Below are 21,054 nucleotides of genomic sequence, written 5' to 3' on the forward strand. Positions count from 1 at the left end.
GGCTCGGAGGGGGAAGCGCGTGTCCCGGAAACTGCCCGAAGAACTGGTGCCGGTGCTGGCCAGGACCGGCCACCCGTGGCCGCAGGCCGACGAGGAGGGCCTGCGCAAGGCGGCCGGGGTCTGGCGGGAGTTCGGCAAGGAGGCCGACCGCCTCACCCGCCGCTGCGGCGAGTCCGTCCGGCGCGTCACCGCCGACAACTCCGGCCACGCCGTCGAGTCCTTCGGCGCGTACTGGCAGACCCTCAGCGGCGGCGGCAAGGGACACCTGGACGACGCGCACGCCGCGGTCGCGCTGGTCGCCGCCGCCTTCGACACGGCCGCCAGGGCCGTGGACACCTGCAAGGCCGAGATCATCGCAACCCTGCAGCAGCTCGCCGCCGACCTCGCGCAGGCCGAGCAGCGGGCCGCCGCGGCCAAGGAGGCGGCGGGCAAGGTCGCCGCGGCGGCCGACGCCGGTCCGGGGACGGGGACCGCGGCGGGCGCGGGGACAGGCGCGGGCGCGGGGACAGGCGCAGGGGCGGACGGGGTGGTCGGCGGGCTGAGGAAGGCCGTCGGCGGTCTCGCGGCCGACGTGAAGAACACCGCCACCGAACAGGTCGCGGCGGGTGTGGCGGCGATCGCCGTCGAGGTTGCCGCGCTGAAGATCGGCGGGCTGCTCGGCGAACTCGGCCGCGCCATGAAGGACGCCCTCTCCGCAGCCCTCAAGGAGCCGGCCGCCGTCGCCCTGCTCCGGCTCGGCACCGCGCGGGGCACCGGGGTCACCGCCGCCTCGTACCGCACCGGCGCCTTCGACCCGCGTGCCGCCGGACTGCCCGTGGCCCTCGGTGAACCGGGCGTGCTCGGCGCGGACGGCTCCGGGCTGGTCCTGCTCGCGGGGAGGGACGGCAAGCCGCTGGTCGGCGTGCCCGGGCTCACCGTCAGGCTCGACGAGCACGGGCAGCCCGTCCTCGGCCAGGACGGTCGGCCGGTCATCCTCCGCGCCGACGGCACGCCGGTGGACGACGCCTCCGGGCTGCTGGTCGTCCCCGGGCCGGACGGCAAGCCGGTCGTCGGGGTGGCCGACCTGGCCGTCCGGCTGGACGAGCACGGGCAGCCGGTGCTCACCGACGAGCACGGCAAGGAGATCCACGGGGTGCCGCTCGCCGGGCCGGCGGCGCCGGACACCCTGGCCGGCCGGGACGGGAAGCCGCTCGACGGCCCGGGCGTGGACGGGACGGCCGATCCGAAGGTGCCCGGCGCGGTGCCCGGCGCAGTGACCGTGGCCTCGACCGTCGTGGCGGACCCGGCGGGGTCGGTCGCGGGGCCGCCGGGCGGGGCGAGCGCGGGTGGGGTGGACACCGCCGTCGCCGCGGGCGCGCCTGCCGGTGCGGTGGCCTCGGGGGCCTCGTACGCGACCGGGGGGTGGCAGAGCCAGCACCGGGCGGCGGCCGGAGGCGGCGACTGGACGCCGCCCGCGCGGGACGACGGGGCGTCCGGGCGGTCCGTTGCCGCGCCGGTCCGCCAGGGCGGCGGCCCGGCGGGCGGGTCGGACGGGGACTACCCGCTCCAGGCCCCCGCGGCCGGCGGCTCCGCTCCGGCGCACGGCGGCGGGCCGGTGACCGTACGGACCGACTCGGTGAGCGCACCGCCCGCGCCCGGTTCGTCGCCCGGCGTCGTGCCCGGTGTTGTGCCGAGTGCCGCGCCCGGTGCCGCGCCCGGGCCGGCGGTGGACGTTCCGTCCGCGATCCGGCCGGTCGGGGTCGCCGGGCACTTCGGGACAGCGGCGTACGGTGCCGGGTACCCCCTGGCAGGTACCGCCGGTACGGCCGGCATGACCGGAACCATCGGCGCCGTCGGTGCCATCGGTGCCGTCGGGCCCGGACCGCTCGCGGGCGGGGGTGGGCCCGCGAACGCGGCGGCGCCGTTCGGCAGCGGTGTCGGGGCAGGCGGCAGCGGGTCGGGAGCCGGTGGGGCAGGGGCTGGTGGGGCAGGGGCGGCCGGGGCGGCCGGGGCAGGCTCCGCCGAACCCCGGCCGGGCGCTCCCGCACCGCGGCCTCCGGTCGGTGCCGCGCCGCCGCCCGTCCTCGGTCCCCCGCCGGCCCACGCCGAACCGCCGGCCCCGACCGCGCCGCCGCTCGTCGGCACCACCCCGGTACCCGGCCGACCCGAGCCGCACCACGGGGACGCCCGACGCCGGGACACCGCCGCCACCGTCGCCGACCCCACCCTCGCCTGGGGCGCGGTCCCGGTCGCGACCGCCCACGCGATGGCCCTCCAACTCGCCCTGCGCGCACGACACGGAGCCCACCCCGAAGACCCGGCCACCTGGCTGCGCAGCATCGCCGACAGCCGCCCGTACGGGCTGCCCGGCGGGCTCGGCCCCGTCGACCCGGAACACCAGGCCGAGCTCGAACGCCGTGCGCCCCGCGACGGGGACGGACTGCCCGTCCGCCACCCCGATCCGGCCGTCGGCGGCTGGGCGGAGGCCGTCAACGACGGCGGCCACCGCGAACCCGGCCGGGCCAACAACAGCCTGGAGATCGCCCTCTCCGCGGTCGAGTGCTACACCGGCCGGCCCACCTGCGCCGCCCCGCGCGTCCCCACCGAGGGCGACGCCGGCGAACGCGGCGGCCGGGACCGCGCCGAACGCGAACTCGGCGCCCCCTTCCGGGACCTGGGCGACAGCGGCCAGGCCTTCGACCGCCTCGCCGACGACCTCCGTCGCGCCGGCCACGGCTCCCAGGCCGTCCTCCTCACCCTCGACGCCTACGGCCGCCCGCACGCCTGGAACGCCGTCAACCACCGGGACACGGTCACCTACCTCGACCACCAACTCGCCCGCCAGGCCTCCACCCCCCTCCACCCCGCCACCCAAGGCCTCTGGGCGATCGCCCTCGGCCCGGAAGGCCGCCCCCTCGACCTCACACCCGCGGGCTGCCGGACGTGATCCGGGCGATGTCGTGGGGCGGGCGATGTCATGGGGCGGTCGGACCGTGAGAGCGGCGATGCGGGAGGATGCGCGCCGGACCAGCACGAGAGAGCGAGGCCGACGGTGACCGAACAGGACACGGTGGACCTGATCCACCTGGCGGACGCGGACGGCGACCACTGCATCGTGCGCGTCACCGGCCGCCTGCAGCCGGGCGTGCCGACCGGCCACGACCTGCTCCGGGCCGAGGTCCTGGCGCACACCGACTTCGTCGACGCCCGCCTGGAGCTCTACCTCTCGCAGCGAGACCTCGACTCCTGGCAGCAGGACCTCGGCCGCCTCGCCCCGGGAACGGACGCGACCATCGGCGGAGACCGTGGGCTCAGCCTGGCCCTCCACATGCAGGAGGACCGCTCCCTGGCCGTGACGATCGACGATCCCGACCGGCTCAGCGCGATGCTCTGGATCCGTCCGCCGGAGAACTGGACGGACGAGCACCACGACCGACTGGAGCGGGTCCGGCAGACCTGGCCCAGCGACGTCGTGGAGACGGCCCCCATGACGTACGAATGGCGCCCACCCCGCCGGAGCTGAACAGCGCCGCCCGCCCCCGCCGCGCCGACATCACAGTGCACGTCCCCGCGGCCGCATTCCATCCGGCGGCCAGGCCCGCTGTCGGGTTCACCGAGCAGGTTTCGCGCAGGAAGTCGGCCAGACCGACTTCCTGCGCTCGACAATCTTGGGCAGGCCGGCGGTCAGTTATGTAGACCGGTCTTCATATTCCCTGCGTCCGGGATCGGGAGCGGCTTGCGCGAGAAGTCGGCCGGGCCGACTTCTGGTGAGGTGCGGCGTCGGGCCCTGCCCGGATATGTAGACCGGTCGTCATAGTTTTGAGCGAGCGGTGGGTGGGTTGCGCGAGAAGTCGGCCAGGCCGACTTTCTGTGCAGGTGGGGCCGCGCCCCGGGGATTATGTAGACCAGGCATCATAATTCTGGGCTCGGGGTGGGCGAGGTTGCGTGAGAAGTCGGTCGGGCCGACTTTCTGTGCGTGTGAGGCGGGGGTCCGCAGCAAATCAGTAGACCGGTCTTCATATTCGTGCCGCCGAGAGCGGGCGGCTTGCGCAGGAAGTCGGGTGGGCCGACTTTCTGCGCGCGCTGTTGACGCCCCCTGGGCCGCTGGATTCGGGTGGATATGTAGACCGGTCGTCATATTCGCGCCTGGGGTGGACGGGGGAGTAGGGGCTGGGTGGGGGCGTAGGGTCGGGGCGCGGTCGGGTTGGGTGTCGGGGACGGGGGTGGCCGGGTGGTTTCGCGGGCGCAGGCGGTGGAGGCGGGGCACCGGTGGATCAACGGGGATCTGCCGCAGGGGTCCGGGGCGCTCAGGCGGGTGTGCGCGCACGAGTTCGAGCTCGGCTGGGTGGTGTGGGCGGAGCCCGCACGGGTGGCGGTGGATCCGCGGACCGGTGAGCGGCGGGCGCCCGAGGAGGTCGGGGCGGCCTGTGCCGTGGTGGACCGGGAGAGCGGTCGGTTCACGGTGTGGCCCTCGGTGCCGGTGGACGAAGTGGTCGGGCTGTACCGGGATTACGTCGGCGCGGGCGGGTACGACCCGACCCGGCCGCCGGTGACCGGCCGGGGCGCCCGCGTCGAGCTGACGTACCGGGACGGCACGGGCGAGGAGCGGTCGCTGGCGCTGCGCTCGGCGGCGGGCCTGCCGCATCCGGCGCTGCGCGGCTGGTGGTGGCTGCGCGAGCAGGGGGTGGCGGCCGAGGGCGTGCTCGCCGTCCGGGGCGACCTGCGGCCCAGCGCCCTGCCCGGTGGCTACTGCGCCCACGCGCTGGCCGCCGAACTCCCGCACGTCCGCATGGACTTCGCGTTGTCGTACGGCCCGCGGTTCGACCACCGCGCCGCCGCCGTACGGGCGCTGCCCGCGCCCCCGGACGGGCCGGCCCGCAACCGGGTGCCCTTCCCCCGCCCGGTGCGAAACGGCAGTCCGGTGCGGAACGGTCCGGCGTGCAGCGGTCCGGTCGAGCCGGTCGAGCCGGTCGAACTGACCGAGCCGGCCGGGCCCGACGCGGCGCTCGCCGCGCGGCTCGCGCACCGGTTCGGCCCGGCGGGCGTGCAGCGCTTCGGTGCGGCGGACGTGATGCGGGCCGAACTCCCCGGCGAGGCGGCCGCGTTGCTGCAGGCCGTGGGTGTGCCGACGGCCGTGCCGGGGTTCTTCGCGCTGCACCACCCCGGCACGGAGGCGATCGCGGACGGTACCCGCCCCGGCACCGTCCTGCCGCCGCTGGCCGCGCACCTGGCCGCGCTCGGCCGGGGAGCCCGGGTGGCGGAGCGCGAGCGGTCGGCGCTCGCCGGGCAGCTGGTGCTGGGGACGGACGGCTGGGCCGTGGTGGCGCTCGACACGGCGGACGGCGCCGTCCGGGCGGTGGACCCGGACTACGCGACCGTCCGCCACTGCAACGCGGACCTGCGCGCCTTCGTCCGCTGCCTGGAGGCGTTCGCCGGCTGGTGGCCCGCCCTGCGCGGGCTGGACCCGGTGGCCGCGGGCGAGGCGGTGGACCGCCTGCAGCGAGCCCTGGTGGAGGTGGACGGCACGGTCTTCGCCGATCCCGAGAACTGGTGGGCCGTCATCGTGGAGCAGCTGTGGGACGGCTTGCTGTGACGGGGCGCCCGGGAACCTGACGTCGCCACAGGGCCCTCGGGCGCCTCGGATCACCGGGTACGGCTGCCCCGCCCGAGGCCCCCGCGCCTGCCGGACCAGCGCGAACACCACCGCAACCCCCCTCGCCCCGGCACGGATCGCGTAGCGTGGAGACTTATGCGACTCGGTGTTCTCGACGTAGGTTCCAACACGGTCCACTTCCTCGTGGTGGACGCCCATCCGGGTGCTGCCCCGGTGCCCGCGTACTCCCACAAGGCCGAACTGCGCCTGGCCGAGCTGCTGGACGCGGACGGCGCGATAAGCGAGGCCGGCGTCGAGCGGCTGGTGGGCCACGTCGCGTCCTCGTTGCGGGTCGCCGAGGACAAGGGTGTCGTCGACATCCTGCCGTTCGCCACCTCCGCCGTGCGCGAGGCCGCCAACGGCGAGGAGGTGCTGCGCCGGGTGACCGCCGAGACCGGCGTCGAGCTGCGGGTGCTGTCCGGGCAGGACGAGGCCCGGCTCACGTTCCTGGCGGTCCGCCGCTGGTTCGGCTGGTCCTCGGGCCGACTGCTCAACCTGGACATCGGCGGCGGCTCGCTGGAGATCGCCTGCGGTCTGGACGAGCAGCCGGACGTCGCCTGCTCGCTGCCGCTGGGGGCCGGGCGGCTGACCGGGCGCTGGCTGCCCGGGGACGTCGCGGACCCGGACGGGCTGCGCGAGCTGAGACGCCACATCCGGGCCGAGATGGCCACCGTCGTCGGCGAGATCTCCCGGCTCGGGCCGCCGCAGCACGCGGTCGCCACCTCCAAGACCTTCAAGCAGCTGGCCCGGATGACCGGCGCGGCCCCCGCCGACGCCGGACCGTACGCCGACCGCCGGCTCACCCGCAGCGGGCTGGCCGCCTGGCTGCCGAGGCTGGCCACGATGACCGTCGCCGAGCGCGCGCAGATCCCCGGTGTCTCCGAGGGCCGCGCCAAGCAGCTGCTGGCCGGTGCGCTGGTCGCCGACGCCGCGATGGACCTGTTCGGCCTCGAAGAGCTGGACGTCTGTCCGTGGGCGCTGCGCGAGGGCATCATCCTGCGCCGTCTGGACGCCATGGACAGCCCCACCGACCGGCGCCGACCGGAGCTCACTCCCTAGGACGGCGTCCCGTTCGGGGCGCGCTCCGCTTACGCTGTCTCCCGTGGTGCAACCAGCGGGCGAGGACGGAACGCGGGAGGATCGCGCTCCCGGGGACGGGCAGTCGCGGCCGGACGGCCCGCGCCGCCGGCTCGGCAAGGCGGTCAAGGGCGCCACCGCCGCGCAGGCCGCCAAGGCCGCCAAGGCCGCCAAGGCGGCCCAGCGCACCGCGAAGAAGGCCACCGCGAAGACGTCCGCCGCGAAGAAGTCCGCCACGAAGACGTCCGCCGCGAAGAAGGACGACACCGCCGAGGGGACCGCGTCCGGCAGGACCGTGCCGAAGAACTCCACGCCGCACAGGACCGCGCCGAGGAAAGCCGAGCCGAGGAAGGCCGAGCCGAACCAGGCCGAGCCGAACCAGGCCGAGCCGAACCAGGCCGAGCCGAAGGCGACGGAGCGGCCGACGGGGAAGCCGAGCCGGTCCGTGACCGCAAGTCCGACCGCAACCCCGACCGCGACGGCCGCCCCCCGCAGGGCCGCCGCCAAGGCCGCACCGAAGGAGACCCGCACCGCCCGGGCCGCCGGCGCCGCCAAGGCGGCCGTCCAGTCGGTGCGCTCGGTCAAGGCCGCCCGCCGGGAGGCCGCCCGCCCGCCGCTGCTGCGCACCACCGACCGGCTGGTGCTGCCCAGGCACCCGGCCCTGCACATCCCCGACACCAAGGTGGTCCTGTCCACCGCCTCGGTGTACCCGGCGAGCACCGCCGTGGCGTTCGAGCTGGCCGCCAAGCTCGGCTACGACGGGGTCGAGGTGATGGTCTGGAACGACCCGGTCAGCCAGGACATCGAGGCCCTGCGCAGGCTCTCCGACGCCCACCGGATGCCGATCCTGGCCGTGCACGCGCCCTGCCTGCTGATCACCCAGCGGGTGTGGACCACCGACCCGTGGACCAAGCTGGTCCGGGCCCGGGCGGCGGCCGAGAAGCTCGGCGCGAGTGCCGTCGTCGTCCACCCGCCGTTCCGTTGGCAGCGGCAGTACGCCCGGGACTTCGTCCAGGGCATCAACCGGATGGCGGGCGAGACCGACGTCCGCTTCGCCGTCGAGAACATGTACCCGTGGCGCTACCGCGACCGCGAGGTGCTGGCGTACGCGCCCGGCTGGGACGTCACCGACGAGGAGTACCGGCACTTCACGATCGACCTGTCGCACGTCGCGACCTCCCGGATCGACACCTTCGCCATGGTCGAGCGGATGGGCGACCGGCTCGCCCACGTGCACCTGGCCGACGGCAGCGGATCCGGCAAGGACGAGCACCTGATCCCCGGCCGCGGCAAGCAGCCCTGCGCCGAGCTGCTGGAGCACCTCGCCCGCACCGGTTTCGACGGCCACGTGGTGCTGGAGGTCAACACCCGCCGCTCCGCGTCGCCCGCCGAACGGGAGGCCGATCTGGCCGAGGCACTGGCCTTCACCCGCTTGCACCTGGCCACCCCGTCGCACGTACGCTGAGCCCCGTGCGCCCCGCTGCGGGTGCGAACTTCCGCAAGGAGGGGGAGAGATGACGGAGGAGCAGGACTACCGTGAGGCCGCCAGGAGCTTCGGGGCGGTGGCCGCCGAGTATGACCGGGCCCGTCCCGGCTACCCCGCGGAGCTGTTCGACGCGCTGGAGCGGCTGTGGGGCCGGGGCCTCAAGGGAGCGCGGGTCCTGGACGTCGGTGCGGGCACCGGCATCGCCACCCGACTGCTGGCCGCCCGGGGCGCGGAGGTCGTCGCCGTCGAGCCCAGCTCCGGCATGGCGGCGCAGTTCCTGGCCTCCTCGCCCACGCTGCCGCTGGTCCGCGGCGGCGGGGACGACCTGCCCTTCCACGACGGCTCGGCCGACCTGATCACCTACGCCCAGGCCTTCCACTGGACGCACCCGGAGCGGGCGGTCCCGGAGGCGGTCCGGGTCCTGCGGCCGGGCGGCGCCGTCGCCGTCTGGTGGAACGTCCACGACGAGACCGTGCCGTGGGTGCGCGCCCGGGACCGGCGGATGGCAGCCGCACTGCCCGCCCGCTACCGCGGCTACGGCGGGATCAGCAGCTTCACCGGCCACTTCGAGCCGGCCGGCCTCGCGGTCGAGCGGACGGTGCTGCACTGGGAGCGGCGGGTCACCGTCGACCACGTGCTGACCGACCTCACCTCCCGCTCGTACCTGGCGTCGCTGACGCCCGAGGAACGCGCGCCGGTGCTGGCGGCCGAGCGGGAGGCCATGTTCACCGAGTTCCCGGACGGCGTCGTGGTCGAGCCGTTCGCCCTCGACCTCACCGTGGCCGTCACCCCGAGCTGACCGCACCCGCGCCGGGCCGCACCCGCGCCGGGCCGCACCCGTACACCCACCCCCACCCGCCCGCACCCGTGCACCCGCCCGCGACTCGCCGTCTGACCGCATCGCGGACGGCCCGTCGGCCGCCCGGACGGCGGGCGTAGGCTCGGTAGCCACAGCGGCCCCCGCACCCTCCCACCGGCGGGGCGCCGGCGAGAGCCCGAAGGAGTGGAGCACAGTGCCCGAGCTGAGGTCCCGTACGGTCACCCACGGTCGCAACATGGCAGGCGCCCGGGCGCTTCTCCGGGCGGCCGGCGTAGCCCGCGAGGACTTCGGCAAGCCGATCATCGCGGTCGCCAACTCCTTCACCGAGTTCGTCCCCGGCCACACCCACCTCCAGCCGGTCGGCCGGATCGTCTCCGAGGCGATCAAGCAGGCGGGCGGCATCCCGCGCGAGTTCAACACCATCGCCGTGGACGACGGCATCGCGATGGGCCACGGCGGCATGCTCTACTCGCTGCCCTCGCGCGACCTGATCGCCGACTCGGTCGAGTACATGGTCAACGCGCACTGCGCGGACGCCCTGATCTGCATCTCCAACTGCGACAAGATCACCCCGGGCATGCTGATGGCCGCGCTGCGCCTGAACATCCCGACCGTCTTCGTCTCCGGCGGCCCGATGGAGGCCGGCAAGGCCACCCTGGTCGACGGCACCGTGCGCAAGCTCGACCTGGTCGACGCGATCTCGCAGGCCGTCAACGAGAACGTCTCCGACGAGGACATCGCGATCATCGAGGAGAACGCCTGCCCGACGTGCGGCTCGTGCTCCGGCATGTTCACCGCCAACTCGATGAACTGCCTCACCGAGGCCATCGGCCTCTCGCTGCCCGGCAACGGCTCGGTGCTCGCCACCCACACCGCCCGCCGGGCGCTGTACGAGCGGGCCGGGCACAACGTCGTCGAGATCGCGAACCGCTACTACGGCGGTGACGACGCCTCCGTCCTGCCCCGCGCGATCGCCACCCGCGCCGCCTTCGAGAACGCCATGGCCCTGGACATCGCCATGGGCGGCTCGACCAACACGATCCTGCACCTGCTCGCCGCCGCCCAGGAGGCCGAGCTGGACTTCGACCAGCGGGCCATCGACGCGATCTCCCGCAAGGTGCCCTGCCTGTCCAAGGTCGCGCCGAACGGCTCGTACTACATGGAGGACGTCCACCGGGCCGGCGGCATCCCCGCGATCCTCGGCGAGCTGTACCGCGGCGGGCTGCTCAACGAGGACGTCCACACCGTCCACGCCGACTCGCTCGCCGAGTGGCTGAAGACCTGGGACGTGCGCGGCGGCTCGCCCTCCGCCGAGGCCGTCGAGCTGTGGCACGCCGCGCCCGGCTGCGTCCGCTCCGCCGAGGCCTTCTCCCAGTCCGAGCGCTGGGAGTCGCTGGACACCGACGCCGCCAAGGGCTGCATCCGCAGCGTCGAGCACGCCTACTCCGTCGAGGGCGGCCTGGCCGTGCTGTACGGCAACCTCGCCGAGGACGGCTGCATCGTGAAGACCGCCGGCGTGGACGAGTCGATCTGGACGTTCAGCGGCCCGGCCGTCGTGGTCGAGTCCCAGGACGACGCGGTCGAGGCGATCCTGGCCAAGCGGGTCAAGGAGGGCGACGTCGTCGTCATCCGCTACGAGGGCCCCAAGGGCGGCCCGGGCATGCAGGAGATGCTCTACCCGACCTCCTTCCTCAAGGGCCGCGGCCTCGGCAAGGCCTGCGCGCTGGTCACCGACGGCCGCTTCTCCGGCGGCACCTCGGGTCTGTCCATCGGCCACGCCTCCCCGGAGGCGGCCTCCGGCGGCACCATCGCCCTGGTCGAGGACGGCGACACCATCGCCATCGACATCCCCGGCCGGACGATCTCCCTGGAGGTCCCGGAGGAGGTCCTGGCCGAGCGCCGCCGCGCCCTGGAGGCCGCGGGCGGCTACCGTCCGAAGAACCGCGAGCGCCAGGTCAGCCAGGCCCTGCGCGCCTACGCCGCGATGGCCACCTCGGCCGACAAGGGCGCCGTCCGCGACGTGACCAAGCTCGGCTGAGACCGGGCAGGACCCGCCGGTACGAGGAGGAGCCGTCCCGCAAGCCGGGACGGCTCCTCCGTCGTTCGCGGCGGTCGGGTGATAATCGACGGCGTGAGCGAGCAGCCCCCCACCCCCGCCCCCGAGGCCGCCGGAGCCCCCGTGGCGGCCGCGGCCCCCAGGGCCGTCGGCGGCCCCGAGCCGGAACCGATCCGCTGGTTCGGCACCAGCTGGCTGAACCGGGACGGCGGCTACTGGCTGCGCCGGGTCGCCGTGTCCGTCGGTGCGCTGGTCTCGACGGCCGCGGTGGTGCTGCTGCTGCGCTTCGGCGTCGAGGGCATCGCCCTCTCCGACAACGGGACCTTCGTCAACGGGCTGATGACCGTCGCCATCGCGGTCTGCTCGATGATGTCCGTTCGGCGCACCTGGAAGCTGCTCACCGAGGGCAAGGACCAGCTGACCGGCTGGATGGCCGAGGACAAGTCGCTCGGCGCGGTCTGGCTCATCGGCAGCGCCGGCGCCCTGGCCGCCTACTTCGCCCGCAGCCTGGTCGAGGCGCCCGGCGAGGCGGTGCAGCGCGCCTCCTACCAGCGGGCCGTGGCCCGGTACGAGAAGCGCCGGGCCGGCCGTAGCGGCCGGCCCTCCGACGCGCCGCCGAGCCGGGCCAAGCGCAAGCGCTGACGCGGCCCGGCTGCGCCCCGGCCGGGGTTCAGCTGCGGCTCGCCGTCCCGCACTGCTCGTTCGGCGCGATGTCCTTGCTCCGGTCGTACGGGTCGCTGGTCGGTCCGGTCGGTGCCGGGTCGTGATCGGCGAACTGCTGGAACTGCGGGTGCAGGAAGCCGTCGTAGATGTCGCAGGAGCTGTTGCCCACGTCGGACTGCGTCTTGGCGAAGACCAGCTTCTTCGCGTCGACCTTGTAGCGCTTCGGGTCGTAGAAGCGGAAGTCGTCGACCTTGCGGACGATCGTGCGGGCCGTCCAGGTGCTGCCCGTGTTGTCGGCGGCCGGGACGACCAGGCCGACGGGCTTGGCGGTGCCGGTCGGGGCGGTGCCGGGCGGCGTGGCGCCCTGCGTGCGGCGGCGGGCCGAGGCCAGCTTCTCCGCGTCGGGGCCCGGCTGCAGCGGGTAGACGAAGGTGAAGTCGGTGTGCACCAGCACGCCCCCGTCACCGTCCCCCTCGATGCTCATCCGGCCCTGGACCTTGACGGTGCCGCCGACCAGGGCCGCCTCGCGCGGGTCGAAGCGGGTGAACCAGTCCGTCGGGTCGGTGTCCTTGCCGGGGTGGTCGAGGGCGGCGACGGCGGAGGCCCGCTCCTCGTGGTCGAGCATCGCCAGGGCGGCCTCCGGGCGGGCGCCGGCGATCACCTGGGGGTCGAGGTCGGCGGCCGTCAGGTAGGCCTTGACCGACTGGAGCTGGGCGGCGACCTCGTCGGCGGAGAAGACGCCGATGGCCTTGGCGTCGGGCAGCACGAAGGCCTCCGCGCCGTTCGGCCAGCCCTCGGCGGGGGAGCCCTTCCACGGGTGGTCGACGGTCGGCGTGTCGTCGGGGGCGGTCGGCGGCGCCGAGGTCGGCCTGGCTGTCTCCGGGGCGACGGTCGGCACCGGTCCGGCCGAGGACGAGTTGCCCCCGTAGTGGTCGGAGTACCAGCGGCGCAGCCCGTCGATGTTCAGTGCCGCGAGCAGGACGGCGACGGTCAGCACGACGTAGAGCGGCGTGCGCCACTGCGGTCGGCGGCGCGGGCGCGGGTTGCCCCAGGGGTCGAGCGCCGGCTGCTTCGGCTTGCGGCCGAAACGGCGCGCGGGCGCCGGGCCGTCGTTGACCGAGCGGCGGCCGCCCGGGTCGACCGGCGGGGTGTGCTTCCACCGGGCGGCCAGCATGCGGGTGCGCCCGCTCTGCTCGGCGACGGTGGCGTTGCGGACGAACTCCTCGTCCAGGACGAGGTCGGCGAACGGGTCCTTCGCACCCGTTCCGGACGGGTCGGACCCGCCCGGCTCGTCGCCCCTGGTGGGGCGCGGTTCCGGATCTTCGGCTATCGGCATCGCGCCAGTATGACGACGGGGGGTGACGATGCGTCGATCGGGGGCACACCGGGTGGTGAACGCGTGCGCACCGGGTGGTGGTTCAGCCCGTTTCGCCCGGGTTCACCCCGGCCCGCCCGGAACCGCGCCGGGCGTCAGTCCTTGCCCCGGGCCTGCTTGACCGAGCCCACCACCCCGGCGATCGCCAGCAGGATGCCGGCCGGGAGCAGCGAGATGAAGAAGGCGCCGAACAGGCCGGCGTCGCCGAGGAACAGCTGCGCCAGGGTGTTCAGGACGAGCAGCCCGCCGGCCGCCGGGAGCGCCGACTGCCACGGGTGGTCGTTCGCCCAGCGGCGCAGTCGTCGGTCGGCGGTGTCGCGGCGCAGTTGCCCGCCGACGGTGCCGACCAGGAAGAAGAAGAACAGGGCCCAGCCGGCCGGTCCGGCCAGCATGCTCAGCGACCAGTTCCCGGAGATCGCCTCGATCCCCAGGGATGTCGCCCCCACCACCGCACCGACCCCCGCGGCCGTCCGCCACGGGCCCACGGTCGCCGAGGCGACGGCGAGTTGCCGGTTCTCACGTCGGGACATTTCGTCGTGTGCCATGGTTCAACGGTGCGCCCGCCCGGCCCCGGAGGCCATAGGGGAACCCCCTGGTTTTCTCCCTAGGGGCGCACGGGCGGTGGGCCCCCGCCGCCCTTCCCTCATCCCGCCCGGCCCGGCCGCGCACCCCGCCCGGCCCGGCCGCGCACCCCGCCAGGGCCCCGCCGCCCACCCCGCCCCGAACCGGGCGACCACGGACCGGACGGTCCCGCCGGGCCCCGCCGCGCGGTGCGAGGATGGCCGCAGTACCGAGGCAAGGAGCGGACCATGGGCAGCAGCGCAGCACACGGACAGAAGATCGCCTTCCTGGGCACCGGCAAGATCGGCGAGGCCCTGCTCTCCGGTCTGCTGCGGGCCGGCAAGAGCCCCGCGGACGTCCTGGTGACCGCCCGCCGCCCCGAGCGTGCGGCCGAACTCGCCGCCCGGTACGGGGTGGTGGCCGTCTCCAACGCCGAGGCCGCCAAGCTCGCCGACACCCTGATCCTCGCGGTCAAGCCGCAGGACATGGGCACCCTGCTGGAGGAGCTGGCCCCGCACGTCGGCGCGGACCGGCTGGTGATCTCGGCCGCGGCCGGCGTTCCGACCGCCTGGTTCGAGGAGCGGCTCGCCGCCGGGACCCCGGTGGTCCGGGTGATGCCCAACACGCCGGTCCTGGTGGACGAGGGGATGAGCGTCATCTCCGGCGGCTCGCACGCCACCGAGGAGCACCTGGCGCGCACCGAGGAGATCTTCAGCTCGGTCGGCAAGGCGCTGCGGCTGCCCGAGTCCCAGCAGGACGCGGCCACCGCGCTCTCCGGCTCGGGCCCGGCCTACTTCTACTTCCTGGTCGAGGCGATGACCGACGCCGGCATCCTGCTCGGCCTGCCCCGCCAGGTGGCGCACGACCTGATCGTGCAGTCCGCGATCGGCGCCTCGGTGATGCTGCGGGACTCCGGCGAGCACCCGGTGAAGCTGCGCGAGGCGGTCACCTCCCCGGCCGGCACCACGATCTCGGCCATCCGCGAGCTGGAGAACCACGGCGTGCGGGCCGCGCTGCTGGCCGCCCTGGAGGCGGCCCGGGACCGCTCCCGGGAGCTGGCCTCCGGCGGGAAGTAGTACGCCCGGACCCTGCGCGACCCCTCCCGCAATCGCGGCGCACCGCCTACGCTCTCGCCAACATCGTCCTACCGGCCGGTAGCGAGGATGCCAGGAGGCCCGTGTGGAGGTCCGTATGAGTGCCGCGCCGTCCGACGTCCCGCCCGGCCTGAGGGTCGGGCGGGCCGCGCTCGCCGTCAGCTTCCTGCTGCAGGGCACCACCTTCGCGCTGCTGGTCACCTGCATCCCGGAGATCCAGCACCGGTACGGGCTGAGCGACGGGCTGCTGCCGGTCTTCCTGGCGGCCGTGCCGATCCTGGCCGGGGTCGGCTCGATCACCTCCGAGCAGTTGGTGAAGCGCACCGGCGCGCGGGCGGTGCTGAGAGTGGTCCAGCCGGCCGTCTGCCTGAGTCTGGCGGCCGTCGGGCTCGGCGACGCCCTGTGGCAACTCGCCCTCGCCCTGGGGGCGTTCGGGCTGCTGGTGGGGGCGCTGGACGCCAGTATGAACATGCTCGGGGTGGGCCTGCAGCACCGCTACGGCCGCTCGATCATGATCGGCTTCCATGCCGCGTTCAGCCTGGGCGGCATCGTCGGCGCCGTCCTGGCGGGCCTCGGTTCGCACTACGACCTGGGGCTGCCGGTGCTGTTCGGCTCGGCCGCCGCGGTGGTCGCCCCGCTCGCGGTGGTCACCGGCACGCGCTTCGCCGGCCCGGCCGAGCTCGGTGACGCCGTCCGGGAGGCCGCCGAGGCCGCCGCCCGGTCCGTCCCCTGGCGGCCGCTGCTGCCGCTCTGCCTGGCGATGGCCTTCGCGTACATCGCCGACGCCTCGGTCTCCAACTACAGCGTCAAGTACCTCACCGACGGCCTGGGCAGCCGGGAGGACCTCGCCAAGCTCTCCTACCTCGGCTACATGGTCGCGATGCTGCTCGGCCGCGCGGCGGGCGACCGCGCGGTGCAGCGCTTCGGCGCCGTCCCGGTGGTCCGGGGCGGTGCGGCGCTGGCCGCGCTCGGGTTCGGGCTGGCGGCGGTCGCGCCCGCCCCCTGGGCGGGGATCGCCGCCTTCACCCTGCTCGGGTTCGGCATCTGCGCGATCATCCCGCAGGTCTTCGCGGCGGGCGGCCGGCTCTTCCCGGCCGACTCGGACGCCGCGGTGGCCCGGCTCAACCTCTTCAACTACGTGGGGTTCCTGCTCGGTTCGCCGCTGGTCGGGGCGATCGCCGACGCGAGTTCGTACCGCTGGGCCCTGCTCGCCCCGATGCTGCTGGTGCTCGTCGTGCTGCCGCTGGCCGACCGTTTCGCCCCGGCGCCGGTGTTGGCTCCCGCCCCCGCCGGGTGAGGGCGGGAGCGGGGGCGGCGGGGCGGCGGTCGCACCCGCCGGACGAGGTCGGCCGGGATCAGCCGAGGATCGTGGTCTCCGTCCCGGTCACGCCGTAGGGCCAGCCCTGGTCCTTGGCCGAGGTGGTGCCGCCGACCTGGCCGAACTCGTAGTAGACGTACGGCGCCCAGTTCACCGTGTACGGCGTGTTGGCGCTCCACGGCGGGGTGTCGGAGATCTTCACGGTGAGCGTGACGGTCTTGGTGGCGCCCGGTGCGATCGGCGCGTCGAAGTGGAAGTTGGCGCTGTTCCCGTTGATCACGCAGTCGACGGTGTCGCCGGTGCAGCCGGTGACGGTGAAGGCGCCGGCCTGCGAGTTGGCCGGCCAGGTCGGCTGGACGGCCTCGTAGGCGAAGTAGATGTCGCTGGTCTCGGTATTGGTGAGCGACAGCGTCAGGGTCAGCTGGTCGCCGGCCTTCGCGGTCGACCTGTCGACGGCGAAGGCGGTCCCGCTGACCGCGGCGGAGGCCGGCTGGGCGGCGAAGAGCAGGCCAAGTCCCAGTATTGCAGCGAGAATTACCCCAAGGCGTTGCACGCTGAATGGCTTCATGGCGGAGAGGATATGGAGGCGCGGAGCGTTTGTCTGTACCGCCTCAACAAAGCACCTCCACGACTGCCGCACAGCTGCACCACAACTGCCGTACCCCGGCCGCGCAACCGGAGCCCCGCCGCCGCCCCGGCGCGCCCTGACGGCGGCCCGCCCGCCGCCACCCGCTACGGTGGAGGCCATGCCCGAAGCCGAGCGTGACACCCCCTGCGGCCTGCACCTCTTCTGGGACGAGGCCGTCACCGCCTACGACTTCGGCCCCGGCCACCCGATGGACCCGACCCGGCTGGCCCTCACCATGCGCCTGGTCGAGGCGCTCGGGCTGAACGGCGGCCCCGGGGTGAGCGTCCGGTCCGCACCGCCCGCCGGCGAGTCCACCCTGCAGCTGGTGCACACTCGGGAGTACGTCGAGGCGGTCAAGCACGCCGCCGCCCATCCCGAGCTGACCGACACCCGGCACGGCCTCGGCACCGACGACAACTGGGCCTTCCCCGCGGTCCACACGGCCTCCGCGCTGATCGCCGGCCAGTCGGTGGCCGCCGCCGAGGCGGTCTGGCGCGGCGAGACCCCGCACGCCGTCAACTTCGCCGGCGGGCTGCACCACGCGATGCCCGGCAAGGCCTCCGGCTTCTGCGTCTACAACGACCCCGCGCTGGCCATCGCCCGGCTGCTCGAACTCGGTGCCGAGCGGGTCGCCTACGTCGACGTGGACGTCCACCACGGCGACGGCGTCCAGGAGGCCTTCTGGAACGACCCCCGGGTGCTCACCGTCTCCCTGCACGAGCACCCCGCCACGCTCTTCCCGCAGACCGGCTGGCCGATGGAGACCGGCGGCCCGGACGCCCCCGGCTCCGCCGCCAACCTGCCGCTGCCGGCCGGCACCGGCGACACCGGCTGGCTGCGCGCCTTCCACGCCCTGGTGCCCGAGCTGCTCGACGCCTTCCGGCCGCAGGTCCTGGTCACCCAGCACGGCGCGGACACCCATCTGGAGGACCCGCTCGCCCACCTCGCCGTCACCGTGGACGCCCAGCGGCTGATCGCGGAGGAACTGCACGAGCTCGCCCACCGGCACGCCGACGGCCGCTGGGTGGCCACCGGAGGGGGCGGCTACGCGGTGGTCGACGTCGTCCCGCGCACCTGGACCCACCTGGTCGCCACCGCCGCCGGACGGCCCGTCGACCCGGCCACCGAGACCCCCGAGTCCTGGCGCGCCGAGGTCTACCGCCGCACCCGCCGCCCGGCCCCGCTGCGGATGACCGACGGCGCCCGCCCGGCCTGGCGCGACTTCGACGCGGGTTACGATCCGGCCGACCGGCTCGATCAGGCCATTCTTGCCAGCCGCCGTGCGGTGTTCCCCCACCACGGCCTCCTGGCCTGAACCCGGCGCCCCGGCTGGGCGCCCGCGGGGCACCGGCCGGGCCGTGCGTACGCGGGGCGGTCCGATCCGCCGATCGGCTACGTACTGCAACAGTCCTATCTCTCACCGTACGAGGACTGCACCTCCCCTCTTCCCACTGGTACCACGCATAACTACTCTGGGGATACACGTGTGCCGGTGGAGTCACCGGAGGGGAAGCCGGTGCCTTGCACACGGGTAAGGGTCGGGTGATGGTCATGAGTTCCGTGGAGCGTCCCCTGCAGGAAGTCGTCTTCCTGACCGTGGCGGAGGTCGCCGCGGTCATGCGGGTGTCCAAGATGACGGTGTACCGCCTGGTGCACAGCGGCGAGCTGCCGGCCATCCGGGTCGGACGGTCCTTCCGGGTGCCCCAGCAGGCGGTGCACGAGTACCTCAAGGAGTCGTACGTGCGGCTTGAGAGCGCGTAGCACCGGGCCGGCGGGGCCGGATCCGCAGCCGCGGATCCGGCTCCGTTCGCCCCGGATTTCCCGCGAGTTTCCCGGTTGCCGGGAGTGCGATTTACAGCCCCGGCCACGCGGACGGTAGGCTAGGCCCTCACGTCAGTCGTATGGACTCCGTCTCTCACGGACGAGAGTCTCAGTGAGCGAGGGTTGTTCCGTGGGCTCTGTCATCAAGAAGCGTCGCAAGCGTATGGCCAAGAAGAAGCACCGCAAGCTTCTGAAGCGGACCCGCGTTCAGCGTCGCAACAAGAAGTAAGCGCCCCCGGCCGCGCCCAGCGCGCCCAGCGCTTCCACCGCCCGCCCAGGCCCTCGCGGCCCGGGCGGGCGGTGTCGTTTCACGGCCCGGCGGGGCGGCGCGGTACGGTGCACGCAGGCCGCTCGGGTCGAGGGAAATGGGGTGCAGCACCGTGGGCGTGGTCGTGCTCGTCACCGGCGTGGCACGCCATCTCGGTGCCCGCTTCGTCGCCGAGGTCCGCCGCCGTCCGGGTGTGGACCTGGTCGTCGGCGTGGACGTGCAGCCGCCCGGGACGCCGGCCGAGGAGCCGCCCGGCCCGGCCGCCCCGTACCGCTTCCACCAGCTCGACCTGCGCCGACCGGCGCTGTCCCGGGTGCTCGCCGAGCACCAGGTGGACACCGTGGTGCACCTCAGCGTCAGCGCCACCGGCCTGGGCTCCACCAACCGCTCCGCGGTGAAGGAGTCCAACGTCATCGGCACCATGCAGCTGCTCGGCGCCTGCCAGAAGGCGCCCGGGGTGCGCCGGCTGGTGGTGAAGTCCACCACCGGCGTGTACGGCTCCGCCCCCCGCGACCCGGCGGTGTTCAGCGAACGGATCCAGCCGAAGACCCCGCCCGGCGGCGGCTTCGCCAAGGACGCCTCGGAGGTCGAGGGCTACGTCCGCGGCTTCTCCCGGCGCCGCCCGGACGTCGCGGTGACGGTGCTGCGCTTCGCCAACATCGTCGGCCCGAACCCGGACACCCCGCTCAGCGAGTACTTCGCGCTGCCGGTGCTGCCGACCGTCCTCGGCTACGACCCCAGGCTGCAGTTCGTCCACGAGGACGACGCCGTCGCCGTGCTCTGCCGGGCCGTCGGCGAGCCCGAGCCGGGCACCGTCAACACCGGTACCTTCAACGTGGCGGGGGAGGGCGTCCTGCTGCTCTCCCAGTGCGCCCGCCGGCTGGGCCGGCCCACCCTGCCGCTGCTGCTGCCCGCGGTCAGCTGGATGGCCGTCCTGGCCCGCCAGACCCGGCTGGTGGACGTCTCGCCGGAGCAGCTGCGGCTGCTCACCCACGGCCGGGTGGTGGACACCACGCGGCTGCGCGAGACCTTCGGCTACCGCCCGGCGTTCACCACGCCCGAGGCCTTCGCCGACTTCGCCGCCGCCGTGGGCCCGGGCCTGCTGCCGCCCGAGCGGCTGGCCGCCGTCGCCGACCGGCTGGCCGCGCTGCTCGGCCCGGAGGGGGCCGACCCCGCCGCGCCGGGCGCCGTACCGAACCGCCCCCGCCGACCGAGGAGCTGAACCCGCGATGAGTGCCGCAGCCGAGAACGCGTCGGGCGAGGCCAAGGTGATCCCGATCGAATCCGCCCCCAGCTGGACCGGACCCGAGGGCCCCGGCCTGGCCGACCGGCTCGCCGGGGCCGTCGGCGGGGCGCTGTCGGGGCCGCTCGGCCCGGCGGCCGCCCGGCTGTTCGGCAAGGGGTGGGAGGGCCGCGCCGCCGAGGGGCTGGCCTTCCTGCGCCGCCGGGTCACCGGGGACTACGAGGTGGACGAGTTCGGCTTCGACCGCGAGCTCACCGAGGAGGTGCTGCTCTCCCTGCTGCGCCCGCTCGCCGAGAAGTACTTCCGGATCGACGTCCAGGGCGTGGAGAACATCCCGGCCGAGGGCGGCGTGCTGATCGTCGCCAACCACTCGGGGACGATCCCGCTGGACGCGCTGATGACCCAGGTGGTCATCCACGACCACCACCCGAACCGGCGGCACCTGCGGATGCTCGCCGCCGACCTGGTCTTCGTGCTGCCCGGCGTCAACGAGCTGGCCCGCAAGGCCGGCCACACCCTGGCCTGCAACGAGGACGCGCAGGCGCTGCTGGAGCGCGGCGAGGTGGTCGGGGTCTGGCCGGAGGGCTTCAAGGGCATCGGCAAGCCCTTCTCCGAGCGCTACAAGCTGCAGCGGTTCGGCCGCGGCGGCTTCGTGGCCTCGGCGCTGCGGGCGCGGGTGCCGATCGTGCCGTGCTCGATCGTCGGGGCGGAGGAGACCTACCCGATGATCGGCAACGTGAAGACGCTGGCCCGGTTGCTGGGCCTGCCGTACGTGCCGATCACGCCGACCTTCCCCTGGCTGGGCCCGCTCGGGGTGCTGCCGCTGCCGACCAAGTGGACGATCCGCTTCGGCGAGCCGATCGCCACCGACGGGTACCCGGCGGAGGCGGCGGACGACCCGATGCTGGTCTTCGACCTGGCCGACGAGGTGCGCGAGACCATCCAGCACTCGCTCTACCAGCTGCTGGTGCAGCGGCGCTCGGTGTTCTTCTGACCCCTTCCCCTGACCGCC

18 protein-coding genes are annotated in these 21,054 nt (G+C 74.5%); 15 read left to right on the forward strand and 3 right to left on the reverse strand.

Annotated elements, in window-relative coordinates:
* Window positions 1-19 precede the first annotated feature (19 nt).
* From ACIRST_RS24480 to ACIRST_RS24515, 8 genes are all read left to right on the forward strand, one after another.
* The gene (locus ACIRST_RS24480) at window positions 20-2,926 is read left to right on the forward strand and encodes a toxin glutamine deamidase domain-containing protein (protein ID WP_402804320.1); all 2,907 of its coding nucleotides are present in this window, start codon (window positions 20-22) and stop codon (window positions 2,924-2,926) included.
* A gap of 105 nt (window positions 2,927-3,031) precedes the next feature.
* On the forward strand, window positions 3,032-3,502 hold the full coding sequence (locus ACIRST_RS24485; RefSeq protein WP_402804322.1) for a DUF5959 family protein: 471 nt from the start codon (window positions 3,032-3,034) through the stop codon (window positions 3,500-3,502).
* A gap of 792 nt (window positions 3,503-4,294) precedes the next feature.
* Window positions 4,295-5,572, forward strand: a complete 1,278-nt coding sequence (locus tag ACIRST_RS24490; RefSeq protein WP_402804323.1) for an SUKH-4 family immunity protein — start codon at window positions 4,295-4,297, stop codon at window positions 5,570-5,572.
* A gap of 156 nt (window positions 5,573-5,728) precedes the next feature.
* Entirely contained in the window at window positions 5,729-6,691 is a 963-nt protein-coding gene (locus ACIRST_RS24495) for a Ppx/GppA phosphatase family protein (protein ID WP_350521627.1), read from the forward strand.
* 679 nt (window positions 6,692-7,370) lie between these two features.
* Window positions 7,371-8,174 (forward strand): sugar phosphate isomerase/epimerase, encoded by an 804-nt coding sequence (locus ACIRST_RS24500; RefSeq protein ID WP_350521735.1) that lies wholly within the window; start codon window positions 7,371-7,373, stop codon window positions 8,172-8,174.
* A gap of 49 nt (window positions 8,175-8,223) precedes the next feature.
* Window positions 8,224-8,994, forward strand: coding sequence for a class I SAM-dependent methyltransferase (locus ACIRST_RS24505; RefSeq protein WP_350521626.1), 771 nt, complete (start codon window positions 8,224-8,226; stop codon window positions 8,992-8,994).
* Window positions 8,995-9,208: 214 nt separating this feature from the next.
* Window positions 9,209-11,053 (forward strand): dihydroxy-acid dehydratase, encoded by a 1,845-nt coding sequence (ilvD, locus tag ACIRST_RS24510; RefSeq protein ID WP_350521625.1) that lies wholly within the window; start codon window positions 9,209-9,211, stop codon window positions 11,051-11,053.
* 93 nt (window positions 11,054-11,146) lie between these two features.
* Window positions 11,147-11,713 carry a hypothetical protein gene (locus ACIRST_RS24515; protein ID WP_350521624.1) on the forward strand — a complete coding sequence of 189 codons (567 nt, stop codon included), beginning with the start codon at window positions 11,147-11,149 and terminating at the stop codon, window positions 11,711-11,713.
* Between the two features lie 28 nt (window positions 11,714-11,741).
* Here the strand turns inward: ACIRST_RS24515 and ACIRST_RS24520 are convergent, their stop codons facing one another.
* Together ACIRST_RS24520 and ACIRST_RS24525 are read right to left on the reverse strand one after the other, a co-directional pair.
* Complete coding sequence (locus ACIRST_RS24520; RefSeq protein WP_350521623.1) at window positions 11,742-13,070, reverse strand: hypothetical protein; 1,329 nt, start codon at window positions 13,068-13,070, stop codon at window positions 11,742-11,744.
* A gap of 134 nt (window positions 13,071-13,204) precedes the next feature.
* Window positions 13,205-13,654, reverse strand: a complete 450-nt coding sequence (locus ACIRST_RS24525; protein ID WP_350521622.1) for a hypothetical protein — start codon at window positions 13,652-13,654, stop codon at window positions 13,205-13,207.
* A gap of 264 nt (window positions 13,655-13,918) precedes the next feature.
* Between ACIRST_RS24525 and proC the strand changes: the two genes are divergently transcribed.
* Both proC and ACIRST_RS24535 read left to right on the forward strand, forming a co-directional pair.
* Window positions 13,919-14,746: a pyrroline-5-carboxylate reductase gene (gene proC, locus ACIRST_RS24530; RefSeq protein ID WP_350521621.1), complete on the forward strand. Its 828-nt coding sequence runs from the start codon at window positions 13,919-13,921 to the stop codon at window positions 14,744-14,746.
* Between the two features lie 115 nt (window positions 14,747-14,861).
* Window positions 14,862-16,061 (forward strand): MFS transporter, encoded by a 1,200-nt coding sequence (locus ACIRST_RS24535; RefSeq protein ID WP_402804327.1) that lies wholly within the window; start codon window positions 14,862-14,864, stop codon window positions 16,059-16,061.
* 58 nt (window positions 16,062-16,119) lie between these two features.
* Here the strand turns inward: ACIRST_RS24535 and ACIRST_RS24540 are convergent, their stop codons facing one another.
* Window positions 16,120-16,650: a hypothetical protein gene (locus ACIRST_RS24540; protein WP_402804329.1), complete on the reverse strand. Its 531-nt coding sequence runs from the start codon at window positions 16,648-16,650 to the stop codon at window positions 16,120-16,122.
* Between the two features lie 178 nt (window positions 16,651-16,828).
* Here ACIRST_RS24540 and ACIRST_RS24545 point away from each other — a divergent pair, with 178 nt between their 5' ends.
* From ACIRST_RS24545 to ACIRST_RS24565, 5 genes are all read left to right on the forward strand, one after another.
* On the forward strand, window positions 16,829-18,025 hold the full coding sequence (locus ACIRST_RS24545) for an acetoin utilization protein AcuC (RefSeq protein ID WP_350521618.1): 1,197 nt from the start codon (window positions 16,829-16,831) through the stop codon (window positions 18,023-18,025).
* Between the two features lie 236 nt (window positions 18,026-18,261).
* The gene (locus tag ACIRST_RS24550; protein WP_045699258.1) at window positions 18,262-18,471 is read left to right on the forward strand and encodes a helix-turn-helix domain-containing protein; all 210 of its coding nucleotides are present in this window, start codon (window positions 18,262-18,264) and stop codon (window positions 18,469-18,471) included.
* A gap of 190 nt (window positions 18,472-18,661) precedes the next feature.
* Window positions 18,662-18,760, forward strand: a complete 99-nt coding sequence (locus ACIRST_RS24555) for a 30S ribosomal protein bS22 (protein ID WP_003948845.1) — start codon at window positions 18,662-18,664, stop codon at window positions 18,758-18,760.
* Window positions 18,761-18,911: 151 nt separating this feature from the next.
* Window positions 18,912-20,021, forward strand: a complete 1,110-nt coding sequence (locus tag ACIRST_RS24560; protein ID WP_350521734.1) for an NAD-dependent epimerase/dehydratase family protein — start codon at window positions 18,912-18,914, stop codon at window positions 20,019-20,021.
* Between the two features lie 7 nt (window positions 20,022-20,028).
* Window positions 20,029-21,036 carry a lysophospholipid acyltransferase family protein gene (locus ACIRST_RS24565; protein ID WP_402804333.1) on the forward strand — a complete coding sequence of 336 codons (1,008 nt, stop codon included), beginning with the start codon at window positions 20,029-20,031 and terminating at the stop codon, window positions 21,034-21,036.
* Window positions 21,037-21,054 lie beyond the last annotated feature (18 nt).

It is taken from the genome of Kitasatospora sp. NPDC101447 (assembly GCF_044767225.1).
Lineage (GTDB): Bacteria > Actinomycetota > Actinomycetes > Streptomycetales > Streptomycetaceae > Kitasatospora.

Excerpts from the sequence above, each read along its gene's own strand:
- ACIRST_RS24565 (WP_402804333.1), top strand. The coding sequence starts at position 20,029 with ATGAGTGCCGCAGCCGAGAACGCGTCGGGCGAGGCCAAGGTGATCCCG.
- ACIRST_RS24495 (WP_350521627.1), top strand. The coding sequence starts at position 5,729 with ATGCGACTCGGTGTTCTCGACGTAGGTTCCAACACGGTCCACTTCCTC.
- ACIRST_RS24525 (WP_350521622.1), bottom strand. The coding sequence starts at position 13,654 with ATGGCACACGACGAAATGTCCCGACGTGAGAACCGGCAACTCGCCGTC.
- ACIRST_RS24535 (WP_402804327.1), top strand. The coding sequence starts at position 14,862 with ATGAGTGCCGCGCCGTCCGACGTCCCGCCCGGCCTGAGGGTCGGGCGG.
- ACIRST_RS24520 (WP_350521623.1), bottom strand. The coding sequence starts at position 13,070 with ATGCCGATAGCCGAAGATCCGGAACCGCGCCCCACCAGGGGCGACGAG.
- proC (WP_350521621.1), top strand. The coding sequence starts at position 13,919 with ATGGGCAGCAGCGCAGCACACGGACAGAAGATCGCCTTCCTGGGCACC.
- ACIRST_RS24545 (WP_350521618.1), top strand. The coding sequence starts at position 16,829 with ATGCCCGAAGCCGAGCGTGACACCCCCTGCGGCCTGCACCTCTTCTGG.
- ACIRST_RS24505 (WP_350521626.1), top strand. The coding sequence starts at position 8,224 with ATGACGGAGGAGCAGGACTACCGTGAGGCCGCCAGGAGCTTCGGGGCG.
- ACIRST_RS24550 (WP_045699258.1), top strand. The coding sequence starts at position 18,262 with ATGAGTTCCGTGGAGCGTCCCCTGCAGGAAGTCGTCTTCCTGACCGTG.
- ACIRST_RS24540 (WP_402804329.1), bottom strand. The coding sequence starts at position 16,650 with ATGAAGCCATTCAGCGTGCAACGCCTTGGGGTAATTCTCGCTGCAATA.